The 13245-nt window shown below is 55.1% G+C and carries 12 protein-coding genes; 1 reads left to right on the top strand and 11 read right to left on the bottom strand.

The features are described 5' to 3' along the window. Nucleotides 1-108: 108 nt before the first annotated feature. The 4 genes from KIH26_RS07955 to KIH26_RS07940 are packed head-to-tail and all read right to left on the bottom strand — an operon-like array spanning nucleotide 109 to nucleotide 4712. Nucleotides 109-1026 (bottom strand): ABC transporter permease, encoded by a 918-nt coding sequence (locus KIH26_RS07955; protein WP_213443904.1) that lies wholly within the window; start codon nucleotides 1024-1026, stop codon nucleotides 109-111. Continuing rightward, nucleotides 1026-2138 (bottom strand): ABC transporter permease, encoded by a 1113-nt coding sequence (locus KIH26_RS07950; protein WP_213443903.1) that lies wholly within the window; start codon nucleotides 2136-2138, stop codon nucleotides 1026-1028. The genes KIH26_RS07955 and KIH26_RS07950 overlap by 1 nt, the downstream gene beginning before the upstream one ends. Then, nucleotides 2135-3703 (bottom strand): ABC transporter ATP-binding protein, encoded by a 1569-nt coding sequence (locus tag KIH26_RS07945; RefSeq protein ID WP_349627852.1) that lies wholly within the window; start codon nucleotides 3701-3703, stop codon nucleotides 2135-2137. The genes KIH26_RS07950 and KIH26_RS07945 overlap by 4 nt, the downstream gene beginning before the upstream one ends. A gap of 37 nt (nucleotides 3704-3740) precedes the next feature. Continuing rightward, entirely contained in the window at nucleotides 3741-4712 is a 972-nt protein-coding gene (locus KIH26_RS07940; RefSeq protein WP_213443902.1) for a BMP family lipoprotein, read from the bottom strand. A gap of 119 nt (nucleotides 4713-4831) precedes the next feature. On the opposite strand from KIH26_RS07940, the gene add reads away from it, so the two are divergent. After that, on the top strand, nucleotides 4832-5884 hold the full coding sequence (add, locus tag KIH26_RS07935; protein ID WP_249661007.1) for an adenosine deaminase: 1053 nt from the start codon (nucleotides 4832-4834) through the stop codon (nucleotides 5882-5884). Nucleotides 5885-5992: 108 nt separating this feature from the next. Here the strand turns inward: add and KIH26_RS07930 are convergent, their stop codons facing one another. From KIH26_RS07930 to KIH26_RS07900, 7 genes are all read right to left on the bottom strand, one after another. Continuing rightward, nucleotides 5993-8503: a peptidoglycan-binding domain-containing protein gene (locus KIH26_RS07930; RefSeq protein ID WP_213443899.1), complete on the bottom strand. Its 2511-nt coding sequence runs from the start codon at nucleotides 8501-8503 to the stop codon at nucleotides 5993-5995. A 327-nt stretch (nucleotides 8504-8830) separates the two neighbouring features. Then, nucleotides 8831-9481, bottom strand: a complete 651-nt coding sequence (locus KIH26_RS07925; RefSeq protein ID WP_213443898.1) for a ComEA family DNA-binding protein — start codon at nucleotides 9479-9481, stop codon at nucleotides 8831-8833. 151 nt (nucleotides 9482-9632) lie between these two features. Next, on the bottom strand, nucleotides 9633-10427 hold the full coding sequence (locus KIH26_RS07920; protein ID WP_213443897.1) for a TonB C-terminal domain-containing protein: 795 nt from the start codon (nucleotides 10425-10427) through the stop codon (nucleotides 9633-9635). Nucleotides 10428-10430: 3 nt separating this feature from the next. Next, a complete protein-coding gene (locus KIH26_RS07915; RefSeq protein WP_213443896.1) occupies nucleotides 10431-10859 on the bottom strand; it encodes a biopolymer transporter ExbD in 429 nt (142 codons plus the stop codon). 12 nt (nucleotides 10860-10871) lie between these two features. Next, a complete protein-coding gene (tolQ, locus tag KIH26_RS07910; protein WP_213443895.1) occupies nucleotides 10872-11588 on the bottom strand; it encodes a protein TolQ in 717 nt (238 codons plus the stop codon). Beyond that, a complete protein-coding gene (gene ybgC, locus KIH26_RS07905; RefSeq protein ID WP_213443893.1) occupies nucleotides 11585-12019 on the bottom strand; it encodes a tol-pal system-associated acyl-CoA thioesterase in 435 nt (144 codons plus the stop codon). The genes tolQ and ybgC overlap by 4 nt, the downstream gene beginning before the upstream one ends. After that, nucleotides 12016-13200: a pyridoxal phosphate-dependent aminotransferase gene (locus KIH26_RS07900; protein ID WP_213443892.1), complete on the bottom strand. Its 1185-nt coding sequence runs from the start codon at nucleotides 13198-13200 to the stop codon at nucleotides 12016-12018. The genes ybgC and KIH26_RS07900 overlap by 4 nt, the downstream gene beginning before the upstream one ends. Nucleotides 13201-13245 lie beyond the last annotated feature (45 nt).

The following is a 13245-nucleotide window of genomic DNA, read 5'->3' as shown; positions in this document are numbered from 1 at the left end:
AAAAGACGCAGAAGTTCGCAAAAGACGCAAAAGTGAAATTCACGGATTGATTTTTTGCGTCTTTCGCGAGTTTTTGCGCCTTTTGCGTTCTGTTGGTAAGTTCGCCACTCAACGCGACTTAATGTAAGGCGAGCCAAGAGCACGCGGTGCAACTGCCTTGCCAATAAAGCCAGCCAGCAAAATCACTGTCATCAAATACGGCAGCGCCTGGATGAACTGCACAGGAATCTCGCCAATGCCGGGCAGCTTAGTGCCTTGCAAGCGGATCGCCAACGCATCCAAGAAACCAAACAGCAAGCAAGCCCAGAGTGCGCCGACGGGATGCCATTTGCCGAAGATCATGGCGGCGAGTGCCATGAAGCCGCGGCCTGCTGTCATGTGGGGGGCGAAGGCAGCGTTTTGCGCAAGCACGAGATAGCAGCCTGCCAGACCGCAGAGTGCGCCATTGCCCATCAGCGCAAGGTAGCGCGTGCCTGCGACTGAAACGCCAGCAGCATCGACCATCGCCGGGTTTTCACCCACGGCGCGCAGACGCAGACCAAAGCGCGTGCGAAACAGAAGCCACCAAACGACGAAGACCAAAACTAGCGCGACGTACACCAGTGCGTTTTGCCCAAGCAGCGGCACATCAAACATCTCCTTGAAGCGCACAGCATCCGGCACTTGCGGTGTTTGCCCGCCTTGCTTGAACCAAGCGATGCCGAGTACGACAGTGAGGCCTGCAGCGATGATATTGATCGCCAAACCAGAGATCACTTGATTGCCTTGATAGGTGACGCAGGCAAAGCCATGCAGCGCAGAGAGTAAGCAAGCCACGGTGATCGCAGCGAGCACGGCTAGCGGCCAAGATTTGGTGACGACTCCTACCGTGGCCGCAGCAAAAGCTGCGAAAAGCATCTTGCCTTCCAAGCCAATATCAATCACACCAGCGCGCTCAGAGAGCACGCCAGCGAGCGCACAAAAAATCAGGGGCGTAGCCAAGCGAAGGCTGGAGGCGAGCAAGTCAATGATGAAGAGGAAATCCATCACGCAGCCTCCTTCTTCGTCAATGAGAAATACATTCGCCCAATCAGGGGGGCAAACACGTAGGCCAAAGCACCCGAGAAGAGCACGATCAAACCTTGCAACATCACCACCATATCTTTCGTGAAGCCTTGCACTTCAAAAGCCACTTCCGCGCCGCCTTGAGAAATCATGCCAAAGAGCAGGGCGGAGAGCACGATGCCAAAAGGATGGTTGCGCCCCATGAGTGCCACAGCAATGCCTGTGAAGCCAGCGCCAGCCACGAAATCGGTGAGCAGCTTGTGATGCACGCCAGCGACTTCGTTGATGGCGATCATGCCAGCGAGCGCGCCGGAGATGCCCATGGAGAGCATGATCTGCTTTTGCGGCGAGATGCCAGCATATTCCGCTGCGCCGGGGCTGGAGCCGCTGGCGCGAATTTGGTAGCCGATGCGCGTTTTCCAGAGCAGGAGATAGACGAAGACGCAAGCGATCACGGCCAGCAGGATGCTCAAGTTCAGCGGCGATGAAGGCCACTCTAAGCCTATGCTTTTCAAGACTTCATGCACGCGCGGCATCTTGGCTGAAGCGGCGAACTCCGCGCTCTCGGGGGCCATCTCTCCAACGGGTTTGAGCACATTGACCAGCAAATACACCATGAGCGAGCTGGCCAGAAAGTTGAACATGATGGTGGTGATCACCACATGGCTGCCGCGATAGGCTTGCAAGTAACCGGGAATCGCGCCCCAAATACCTGCGAAGAGGGCTGCGAAGATGATCATGAGTGGCAGCATCAACCAAGCGGGTAGGGAAGGCGCTAACCAAAGTGCCACAAGGCCAGCGCCCAAGCCGCCAATCATGGCTTGGCCTTCGCCGCCGATGTTGAACAAACCAGCATGAAAAGCGACAGCGACTGCCAAGCCAGCAAATACAAAGGTGGTGGCGTAATACAAGGTGTAGCTGAGGCCGCGTTGATTGCCCAACGCGCCTTTGACCAAGGCAGTGATCACCTGTGAAGGGCTTTGCCCTACAAGTGCCACCACGATACCCGCAACGAGTAAAGCAATGGCCAAATTGATCAAGGGGATCACGCCCACATCGAGCCAGCGTGGAAGCTCTTTTTGTGCCGCGCTCATGCGGAATTTCCCGTCAGGGCCTCATTTGTCGAAACCATCAGCAATCCCAAATTCTTTTCATCACACTCGCCCACAGGCAGCTCTCCAGTGATATGCCCTTGATTCATCACGATCACACGGTCGGATAGCGATAAGATTTCTTCCAGTTCGGTAGACACCAGCAAAATCGCACAACCTGCATCACGCAAGGCACGCAATTGCTCGTGAATGAACTCAATCGCGCCAATGTCTACGCCGCGCGTGGGCTGGCCAACGAGCAGCACCTTGGGCGCTTGGTTGAATTCTCGCGCCAAGATCAGCTTCTGCTGATTGCCACCGGAGAATTTGGAAGATTTCAAATTCGGATTCGGCGGGCGCACGTCAAAGCGCTGCATCAGATCGTTGGTGTCTTTCTGCATCACGCTAGAGCGCAAGAACCAACCCTTGCAATACGCCGCCAAGCGCTCATAGCCCAGCACCGCAGATTCCCAAGCGCCAAATTGCAGTACCATGCCGCGCTCATGGCGGTCTTCAGGCACATGCGCGAGCCCCATATCGCGTGCAGCGATTGGGTCAAGCCATTGCGTTGCTATGTAGTTTTTTCCCAGCACGGTCATGCTGCCTGCAGCTGGGCGCTTCATGCCCGAGAGAATTTCTAGCAGCTCCGTTTGTCCATTGCCTGCAACACCTGCTACCCCCACAATCTCGCCTGAGCGCAGCGCAAAGCCAATGTCAGACAGGCGCTGCACGCCGTGTGAATCTCGATAACCGATACTGTCCACGCTTAAGCGAATCGGTGCATTCGCATCATGCCCAGCGCGAGCAGGCGGCGCTTTGAGCTTGCGCCCCACCATGGCTTCTGCCAATTGCGTGACAGTGGCATCTCGCGTGGCGCATTCAAGCACCACGCGGCCAGCGCGCATCACGGTGACTTGATCGCACAATGCGAGCACTTCTTTGAGTTTGTGGGTGATGATGATGATGGTTTTGCCGCTTTCGCGCAGACGGCGCAAGACGACGAAGAGCTGCTCTGTCTCTTGTGCAGTGAGCACAGCGGTAGGCTCATCCAAAATAAGAATTCGTGCACCGCGATGCAGAGCTTTCAAAATCTCAAGACGCTGGCGGTCGCCCACTGAAAGGTCTTCAACCAAGGTATCCAGATTGACGGTGAGACCCGTCTCTTGCATCAAGGCTTGAAGCTTGGTGCGTGCGTCTTGCTGCGCAGTTTGCAAAAGCAAAGAGGTTTCGACACCGAGCACGATATTGTCTAAAGCGCTGAGGTTATCCACCAGCATGAAATGCTGATGCACCATACCGATGCCCAGTGCAATCGCTTCGTGCGAGTTTTTGATCTTGGCAGACTTGCCTTCTACCTCGATCTCACCGGAGTCAGCCGTGTAGAAGCCGTAAAGAATAGACATCAGCGTGGATTTACCCGCGCCGTTTTCTCCGACGATGCCATGGATTGTGGCCTGCTGGATGCTTAGATCCACATCAGCATTGGCCTGCACTGCGCCAAAGCGCTTGCAGATACGAGAAAGCCGCACGGCTGTGCGGCTTTCTGGGGTGTTATGTAATTTGCTCACACGAAAATTCTAGCGAATTTCGTGCCCAAATACATCATCACTCGCACTTGTTTGCAGCCATGTAGTCCACGACCTTGATCTTGCCGGAGATGATGTCTGCTTTAGCGGCATCAACCTTCTTGCGCATGTCGGCCGTCACGAGTTTGTCGTTGTTAGCGTCCATGGCGTAATCCACGCCACCTTCTTTGAGGCCGAGCGCTGTCAAGCCTGGGGTGTGCTGCTTCATCACGTTGTACACGGCAGTGTCAACACGCTTGACCATGGAGGTCAGCATGGTGCCTGGCTGGATGTGGTTTTGGTTGCTGTCAACACCGATGGCGAGCTTTTTCTCGTCCTTAGCTGCTTGATACACACCCATGCCTGTGCCGCCAGCGGCTGCGAAGACCACGTCTGCGCCCTTGGCCATTTGTGCTTTGGCCAACTCGCCGCCGCGTGCGGGGTCATTCCAAGCTGCGCCGGTGGTACCGGTCATGTTGGCGAAGGTTTCAACTTTTGGGTTGGCAAATTTAGCGCCTTGCTCGTAGCCGCATTGGAAACGACGGATCAGAGGGATGTCCATGCCGCCCACAAAGCCGACTTTGGCTGTTTTGGAAGCTTGTGCAGCCATCATGCCAACCAAGAAGCTGCCTTCTTGCTCTTTGAACACGACGGATTGAACGTTAGGCTCTTTCACCACATAGTCAACGATGGCGAAGTTCAGTTTAGGGAATTCTTTAGCGATTTTCTCGATCGCACCGCCTTGGCTAAAACCAATACCGATGATTGGGTTTGCGCCACGCTCAGCCATGCGGCGGATCGCCTGCTCGCGCTGGGTTGGGTTGGTCACTTCAAACTCGAGGTATTGCTTGCCTGTTTCTTTTTTCCACTTTTCAGCGCCGTTATATGCCGCTTCGTTGAAAGATTTGTCAAACTTGCCGCCCATGTCAAAAATGACGGCGGGTTGGGCAAAGGCTGCAGTGGCGGCCAAAGCAGCTGCGGCAACGATGGTAGAACGCAGGGAGAATTTCATGGATATGTTCCTAGAAGTTGAATAAACAGACGTGCAAATACTGCACACTTAAGCAATGATAATGCCTCAGAACGCCTTTGGTTGACAAAGGGGTAAATCTCTATTTTTGTATGAAATCAATGCCTACAGACTGGCCAAGTGTCCCTAAAGTGGTGCTGCATGAGCACCTGGATGGCAACCTGCGCCCCGAGACCTTGCTTGAGTTGTGCCGTGAGCGGGGCGTGGCTTTGCCAGCGGATACGCCTGATGCGTTGCAGCATTGGATTCACACGCAGGCCAATTCTGGTTCTTTGGAGCGCTATGTCGCCGCTTTTGGGCTCACGGTTGCAGCGATGGCAACGCCACAGGCCTGTGAGCGCGTCGCTTTTGAGGCGGTGCAAGATTGCGCTGTGGATGGCGCGCTGCTGATTGAGCTGCGCATGGCACCCTTGCTTCTAGAAATGCATGGCCTCGGGGGAGATGAGGCAGTTTCTGCCTTGCTTGCAGGGCTTGCACGTGGTAGCGCAGCCACTGGCGTGCCAGCCGGGCTCATTGTCTGCGGTATGCGATCAGATGCGCCTTCAGCTGTAATGCGCAGCGCAGAGCTGGCGCTTAGATTTGCTGGCAAAGGTGTGGTTGGATATGACTTGGCCGGTGCGGAGCGCGGTTTCCCAGCCACGATGCATGCAAGTGCTATTGCTAAAGCGAAAGAAGCGGGCCTTGGGCTCACGCTGCATGCGGGTGAGGCGGATGTGGGCGAACGCGTGATCGAGGCGATTGATTTGGGTGCAACGCGCATCGGCCATGGCGTGCAGATCACCGTATCCGGTGAAGCGGGCGAGGGCGCTGTTTCGCGGATGGCGAGGGCGCGAGATTCCGGCGTGCATTTCGAAGTCTGCCCCACGAGCAATCTGCACACAGGCGCATGGAATGATCTCAAAACGCACCCACTGACGGCCATGCAAAAAGCAGGCTTGAATTGGTCAGTACAAGCAGATAACCGCTTGATTTCCGTCCTGACGCAAGGCAGCGAATTTCAAGCCGTGCATGATGTTTGCGGCTTGCCACTCGCGCAAATCATGCAAGGTCAACTACGTGCAGCACAAGCATCTTTTTTGCCTGCTGCAGAGCGATCACGTGCTGCAGAGCAGATCAAAGCATGGTGCATGGAACAATCCATTGCTATCAATTGATGAGCACTTTGCGCAGTATCTACGCTGTCAAACTGCTCAAAAGCCTTAAAAAATCACAAAAAAAAGCCCGGCGAACCGGGCTTTAAACACTTCGCTTGGAGATGCTGATCAGTTCGGCGACACGCCGAGAGACTTCACAGTTTCCAGGTTCAAGAAACCATCCACTGGCAAGCCTTTGGATTGCTGGTAGCCATTCACAGCGCGCATGGTGCTCTCGCGCAACACGCCGTTGACAGGGCCAGGGTTGAAGCCAGCTGTCGAAAGCGCACGCTGGATTTCCATGATCTTGGCAGGTGTGGCATTGGTTTCGCAAAGGATCGCGCGATTTTCTGTGCGGGCATCTGCCGTTTTCACTTGGTAGCTGATCGTGTCGTACTGCGCTGGCACACTGATCTCACGCAAGCTGGCGGCTTGGTCGATGACTTGACGCGTGACGGTGCGGTACACAGCGGGGATCGTTTCCTCACGCATGCTCGCAGGCGTATCCACCACACGGCGTTGCACGGTTTGGGTGACAGCAGCCACAGGGATCTTGCGCGTTGTTGCGGGGGTATCGACCACGCGGCGCTCAACATTGCGGTACTCGGCTGGGATCACGATCTCGCGCTGTGTCGCTGCTTGATCCACAACTTGACGTGTCTGTGTGCGATACACGGCAGGGATGGTGGACTCTTCCGTACGGGCAGGCGCTGCTTCGATACGGGTCTTGATGGTTTTCATCGTGCCGGGCACTTCGATCGTGCGCACAGTAGCGGGTTGATCAATCACTTGGCGGCTTACCGTCTGGTACACCGCAGGAATCTTGATCTCGCGCACATAGCCTTCTTCGCCAGACTCTGCACCTTTGCCCACGGCATTCGCTGCGGTCACACCGGCTGCGCCTGTGCGCAGACTGGCAGCGCGCAGCACGCGCTCGCCGCTTGGCGTGGCGATGATGTTGCCTTTGTCGTCAAACTTGTAGCCAGCAGCTTTGAGTTTGTCGATATCGATCTCTTGGCGTGTCACGGTTTGCATCGTTGCAGGGATAGCAATCTCAGAGCTGCTGGCTGCGGTGACGAGTTCTTGACGCGTCACGGTGGCATATTCAGCGGGGATTTCCACTTCGCGCACGCTCGCAGGTGTTTTCACGACTTGGCGCGTGATGATTTGGAATTGCTCTGGAATAGCGACCAGACACATCACATCATCGTCCAAATTGCTGTTGTTACCCGCAACGATTTGAGTATCGACCACACCCCGGCCGCCTGCTGGGTTCGCTGCGGAAGATACTTCCACGCGATTTCCAGCCACTTTGCCATCCGCTCCGACGACGAAGCCGCGCAGAGGGCGCACCTCCACAGCTTGGCCAATGTAGGCACGGCCGCGCTTCCACTCCTTGGTGGCATCAGCGATTTTCACGCGCTCGGTCACGGTTTCGTAAGTGGCCGGCACTTCGACCAAACGCTTGCCAGCTTCCTTGACCAAAACGCGCTCGGTCACCGTCTTGTAAACGGCAGGTGTGACTTGCAAGCGCGAGCTAGCCGCTGTGCGCTCCACTTCTTCACGCACTGTGCGCAGAGGAACGGCGATGGGCTCATAGCGCACGCTCTCGGGGCGGGAGAGCACTTGCTCAGTGACGGTTTTGAAAGTAGCCGGCACAGTTTCCACGCGGGTGGTCGCTGGGCGATCAACAACTTCTTCGTCTTTCATCACGTATTCCGCAGGAATCGCTTTGAGCACCTTCTGCGCTGGCGTGACCAGCACTTGCTCGCTCACAGTTTTGTAGGTTGGTGGTGTCACTTCAATGCGCTTGCTCTCAGCTTTCACCAAAACCCGCTCGCTCACCATTTTGTAAGTGGCTGGCACGGGCTCGTCGCGCGTGGTGGCGGGCTGGATCACCACTTCTTCGCTCACGGTTTTGTACGTGGCAGGCACAGGAATTTGGCGCTTCATCTCTGGAGAGACCAACACTTGCTCGCTCACGGTTTTGAAAGTGGCAGCAATCGGCTCAAAGCGCTTGGTGGCCGGCACTTTAACGACCTGCTCGGTCTTCGTCTCAAATTTGGCGGGGATCTGCACATTGGCAAAGCACTCGCTGGCTTCTGCTTTGGTGACAGCGCCAACGGGGCGAGGCATGTTGCCGCTGAAATTGTTGTCGCACTGCTTCATGCTGGCGCGCACGGCTTTGCCCGCTGCGTCGTAATACACGTTCACAGCCATTTCTGGGCCGTAAGGAATATATTTGCCTATCAAACCGGCGCTCACACCATCGCGGCCTTGCGAGCGACCGACGCCGATATCACACGCGCCGCGTGTGTAGCCCGCAGCGTCATAACCCAAAGCGCTTGCTGCTTCTTTGGCGGCCGTGAGATCGGAGAGTTTTTGCACTTTCACATCGGCCTCGCCAGCGCGCTTGAGCGGCTCATGCGTGGTGTGCGGGCGGTAGAACTTGGCAGTACCAGCTGCCACAGCGGCATCACATTCTGCGGCTGTATCGTAGCCTTCGTTGCCGTGGCCATCCCCGTGCTTGGCGGCTAGGGCTGTGCTCATCATGAAGAAAGAGCTGCCCAAAATAGCGCAAATGCCTGCCGCTTTGAAACTGCGCTGCTTTGCTTTGGATGCGAGGTTGTTGTGTTGCATGAATGTTCCCCAGTATGCGAGATTGTTGATTTGAGTCTCTCGGTGAGCTCGTTCGCCAGTGTCTGACGAATTTGTAACTCAACGGGATTTATAGCACTTAATGTTTAGTTTTGTGTGAGAAATTGCCACTGAACGAGTAGAAAAGACACACATATTTTCAAATTCTGCAGCAATCCTTGGAACGTTATGGCTTGTTGTGCGGAGCAATTTGCGATTGAAAAAAGCAGCTATTGCTGCACCGAGCATGAGCCTTATAGCGGCAAATCGCTCAAAAATGAACAAAAAAAAGCCCGGAGAACCGGGCTTTTTTGAGAGGCGATCAGAAGATTACTTCTTTGGCTCTTCTTTCTTAGGCGCTGCAGCAGCGGCTTTCTCGTCTTTCTTAGGAGCAGCAGCTTTCTTGTCAGCTTCGGCCTTGGCTTTTGCATCTGCTTTTGCTTTCTTATCAGCTTCAGCTTTGGCTTTTTTCTCTTCAGCAGCTTTGGCCTTCTCATCAGCCTTGGCTTTCTTCTCAGCGTCAGCTTTTGCTTTGGCATCAGCTTTTGGATCAGCTTTGGCTTCTGGCTTGGCAGCAGGAGCTGCGGCAGCGGCAGGCTTAGCGTCTGCAGCTTTGGCATCCTTCGCTGGAGCGGCGGCAGTTGCGGCGGCTGGCTTAGCTGCTGCATCTTTAGCCATTGGCTTGTCATCCTTCTTGGCAGGAGCAGCGGCGACACCTTTGAAGCCTTGGCCGTTCACGGTCATGCCTTCTGCGGAGAATTTAGCAGCATTGGTTTCGCCGATGCCGTTCACGCGGGTCACGAGGTCATTCCAATCTTTGAAATTGCCCTTTTTGCGCTCATCAAGAATCTTGCCGGAAATACCGGGGCCGATGCCTTTGATGCCATCGAGCTCAGCAGCGGTAGCCTTGTTCACATCAACAGCAGCAAATGACAGTGCTGCGTAAAACAGAGCAAATAAAACAAACAGTTTTTTCAACATGGGACAACTCCTCGAAAGATGGATGGATAGGTTTTTGAGTTCGGTCAACCCGAAGCTACGAAACTATAACGGTATGCGCGGGGCGAGGTTGACTTGAGATGTTTTCAGAAGTCAGGCAAAACCCTGATTTTTAACCATTGAGTACAAAAAGTCAGTCGTTCACACGCCAATCAATCACAAGTGGCGACCAAATTTTGCCGCCATCGCGTGGCAGCACCTCAGTTTTTTCAAATGCGCGTACCACAGCTTCGTCCCAAGCTGCACTGCCACTGCTTTTGAGCACTCTAGGGCGTCCAAGCACCGTGCCATCAGGCGCGAGGCGCACTTCAACGCTGACCATTGGATTGCCGCTCACATTTCCAGGGAAGACAAGATTAGGGCGCACCCGGCCTTTGATGAGGCCTGCATAGCCGCTGCTGGGACCGCTGGATTGCATGGCTGTGCCTTGCGAAGAGGGCGCACCCGTTGCATTGGCTTGCGCATTCATTCGATCAAGTTGGTCTTGTCTGCGCTTTGCCTCGTCCGCTTTATCTTTCTCATCTCGTTGGCGCTGCTCTGCAGCCTTGTCAACTTTTGGTACAGGTTTGACCTCTGTCTTGGGAGGGGGCTTCTGCTCAGGTTTCGACTCAACCTTCGGCGCTGTTTTGAGCTTTTCTTTATCTACCGCGATATCAGGCGCTTTCACAGAAGGGGGCTCGGGCGGTGTTTCTACTTTTGGAGTGGGCGGAGGCTGAGGCACGTCAACCAACTTGGGCGCGGCTTGCTGCGGCAGGGCACTCCACAGCTCGGCTTCAACCGTGGCGACTGTCGCTTCACGTTTCCAGCTCACGCCCCAAGTGAGTGCGCCCATGAGCAGCAGATGCGCGAGCAGGGCGAAAGAGAGTGCACGCCCCGTACCTTGCGGGCGCGGGGGATAAAAATCAATGCGCTCTGCTTTGCTTGGCATAGCTTACTTGGCGAGCTGCACCGATAAGCCAACACGCTCAATCCCCGCACGCTTGAGTTTGTCCATCACGTTCACCACGGTTTCGTATTTCACGCTTTTGTCTGCGCTGATGACAACGGCCACATTGGCTTGCCCAGCTTGCATCTTCTTCACTTGATCTGCTACTGAATTGATAGCTGTTCGCGCAGATTCTTTGCCGGCGGGAAGCTGTTTTAGCTCCAAAGACTCGTCTTTTTGAATGATGATCTGAATCACGGCATCTGGCTGCTTGGCGGCTTCGCCCACACTGGGTAAATCAATCATGCTGGGCGTGATCAGTGGCGCAGTCACCATGAAGATGATCAGCAATACGAGCATCACATCAATGAAGGGCACCATGTTGATTTCATTGATGGTGCGTCTGCCTCTTCCTCGGGAAATCATCGTGGGCATGATGCGCTCCTTTCAGTGGCCAGAGGATGTGGTTTGAGCGGCTGCGTGGCTGCCAAGGTTGCGCTGCAAGATGTTGGTGAACTCTTCCATGAAAGTCTCCAGCCGAATCGCCACGCGATCAATATCTCGCGCAAAGCGGTTGTAAGCTACGACGGCAGGAATGGCGGCAAAGAGGCCAATGGCGGTGGCCACGAGTGCTTCCGCAATACCGGGAGCAACCGTAGCGAGTGTGACTTGCTGAAGCGATGCCAAGCCCGTGAATGCATGCATGATGCCCCAGACCGTGCCAAACAAACCTACATACGGCGATACCGAGCCGACCGAAGCGAGGAAGGAGAGATTGCTCTCAGCGGTATCCATCTCGCGCTGGTAGCTCGCACGCATGGCGCGGCGTGCGCCGTCCATCAGCGTGCCTGCATCCGAGATGCGGCGCTCGCGCAGTTTTTGAAATTCACGCATGCCACTGGCGAAGATGCGCTCCATGGGGCCAGCGAGTTTGGCATTCTGCGCAGCGCTGGCATACAGATCATTCAGCGAGGAACCACTCCAAAACTCTTTCTCAAAATTTTCGTTGAGCGTGTTGATTTTCTTGAGTGCCGCGAGTTTGCGGAAGATCGCCGCCCAACTGGCAATCGAGACGACGACCAGAAGCAGCATCACGGCTTGCACCACAAAGCTGGCGTTGAGGATGAGGTGAAGAATAGAAAGATCGGGATTGGCAGCGTTCAATTTAGTACCTCGAGGATGTCTTTTGGGATTCTGCCCGGTTTCAAAGTTCCCGCATCAACCCAAGCGATACAAATTGTGCCTTGGCAAATCAGCGTTGCAGACTCCTGATTTGATAGCACTTCGCGCAGGTTCTTTGCCGGCGAGAGGGTGATTTCTTGCTTAATCTTGATACTCGCACGGCCTTTTTCTATGATTTCGGCGCTCACCGTGAGCAGATCATCTAAGCGAGCAGGTTGCAGATACTTGAGCTGCGTGTCGGTGACGACAAACATACCGCCCGTCTCCTGCTTCAGAGCCTGCTGTGAAATCCCACAAGAGCGCAGCCATTCGGTGCGGGCACGCTCCATGAATTTCAAATAGTTTGCATAGAACACGATGCCACCTGCATCAGTGTCTTCCCAGTAGACGCGGATGGGGAAACTGAAACTCAATTCAAGGCCTCGCGGATTCGGGAAATGGCCGTTTGCAGATCTTGCATGGAACTGGCCGTGGAGAAGCGTACGAAGTTGGCCGTGCTGTCTGTGCCAAAGTCGCGCCCTGGGGTGATCGCTACATGGGCGCGGCGCATGATCTCGAAGGCAAAATCCCAGCTGTCATTCACACCCAGCTTGGCGAACAGTGGGGATGCATCGGCGTAGACGTAAAACGCGCCGTCAGGCTCGACGGGGATGTTGAAACCCAGTTCTTTCAAAGCCGGTAGAAAATAATCTCTGCGCGCTTTGAACTCCGCGCGACGCTGCTCGTAAGTGGCGATGCTCTCTGGCTCGAAGCAAGCCAAGCCTGCCGCTTGCGAGATGGAGCTGGCGCAGATGTAGAGGTTTTGCGCGAGGCGTTCGATGGGGCTCACCAACTTCTCAGGAACGACGAGCCAGCCCAGCCGCCAGCCCGTCATGTTGAAATACTTGGAGAAGCTGTTGATGCTGATGATGTTGTCACCTAATTCAAGCGCGGATTTGCCGAAGGTCGCGTCGTGGCTCAGGCCGAGATAAATCTCATCAATCATGGTGATGCCGCCCTTGGAGCCTACGAACTCATGGATCTTGCGCAACTCGTCGGGATGAATGGATGTGCCGGTGGGGTTGGAGGGTGATGCCAGGAGCACACCCGTGGTCTTCGCGCCCCAGTTGGCCTGAACTTTGGCAGCGCTTAGCTGGAAGCGCTCTTCAGGCGTGGTTGCAATCAGCTTGGCCACGCCATCCGCAGCATGCACAAAATGCCGATTGCATGGGTAGCTCGGATCGGGCATCAAAATTTCATCGCCTGCGTCTACAAGCGCGAGGCAGGCGAGCTGCAAAGCGGCAGACGCGCCTGCGGTGATCACGATGCGGCTGGCGGGCACGTTCACATTGAAACGCTGCGCATACCAAGTGCTGATCTTCTCGCGCAACGAGTCCATTCCATTGGCATTGGTGTATTGCGTATGACCTTTTGTAATCGCTCTTGCGGCAGCTTCTTGTACGAGCGCAGGCGCGGTGAAATCAGGTTCACCCACACTCAGAAAAATCATCGGTTTGTCGGTATGCGCGACTTCTTTTGCTAGCTTCGATGCCTCCTTGAACACCTCCATCACATAGAAGGGCTCAACTTTCTGGGCTCTGTGGGATATTTTCATTTTGATGAATGATTGGTGCGGAAAGAAGAGAACGCAAAAGACGCA

Origin of the sequence: Variovorax sp. PCZ-1, assembly GCF_018413605.1 — a bacterium.
Taxonomy (GTDB): Bacteria; Pseudomonadota; Gammaproteobacteria; order Burkholderiales; family Burkholderiaceae_C; genus JANMDU01.
Note: the sequence above shows the minus strand (reverse complement) of the source record. Positions and strands in the feature narration are given on the sequence as shown.

Bases quoted from the DNA above. Each gene is read 5' to 3' on its own strand.
- KIH26_RS07940 (WP_213443902.1), bottom strand. From the start codon at position 4,712: ATGAAATTCTCCCTGCGTTCTACCATCGTTGCCGCAGCTGCTTTGGCC.
- KIH26_RS07955 (WP_213443904.1), bottom strand. From the start codon at position 1,026: ATGGATTTCCTCTTCATCATTGACTTGCTCGCCTCCAGCCTTCGCTTG.
- KIH26_RS07915 (WP_213443896.1), bottom strand. From the start codon at position 10,859: ATGCCCACGATGATTTCCCGAGGAAGAGGCAGACGCACCATCAATGAA.
- KIH26_RS07930 (WP_213443899.1), bottom strand. From the start codon at position 8,503: ATGCAACACAACAACCTCGCATCCAAAGCAAAGCAGCGCAGTTTCAAA.
- KIH26_RS07900 (WP_213443892.1), bottom strand. From the start codon at position 13,200: ATGAAAATATCCCACAGAGCCCAGAAAGTTGAGCCCTTCTATGTGATG.
- KIH26_RS07925 (WP_213443898.1), bottom strand. From the start codon at position 9,481: ATGTTGAAAAAACTGTTTGTTTTATTTGCTCTGTTTTACGCAGCACTG.
- add (WP_249661007.1), top strand. From the start codon at position 4,832: ATGCCTACAGACTGGCCAAGTGTCCCTAAAGTGGTGCTGCATGAGCAC.
- KIH26_RS07920 (WP_213443897.1), bottom strand. From the start codon at position 10,427: ATGCCAAGCAAAGCAGAGCGCATTGATTTTTATCCCCCGCGCCCGCAA.
- KIH26_RS07950 (WP_213443903.1), bottom strand. From the start codon at position 2,138: ATGAGCGCGGCACAAAAAGAGCTTCCACGCTGGCTCGATGTGGGCGTG.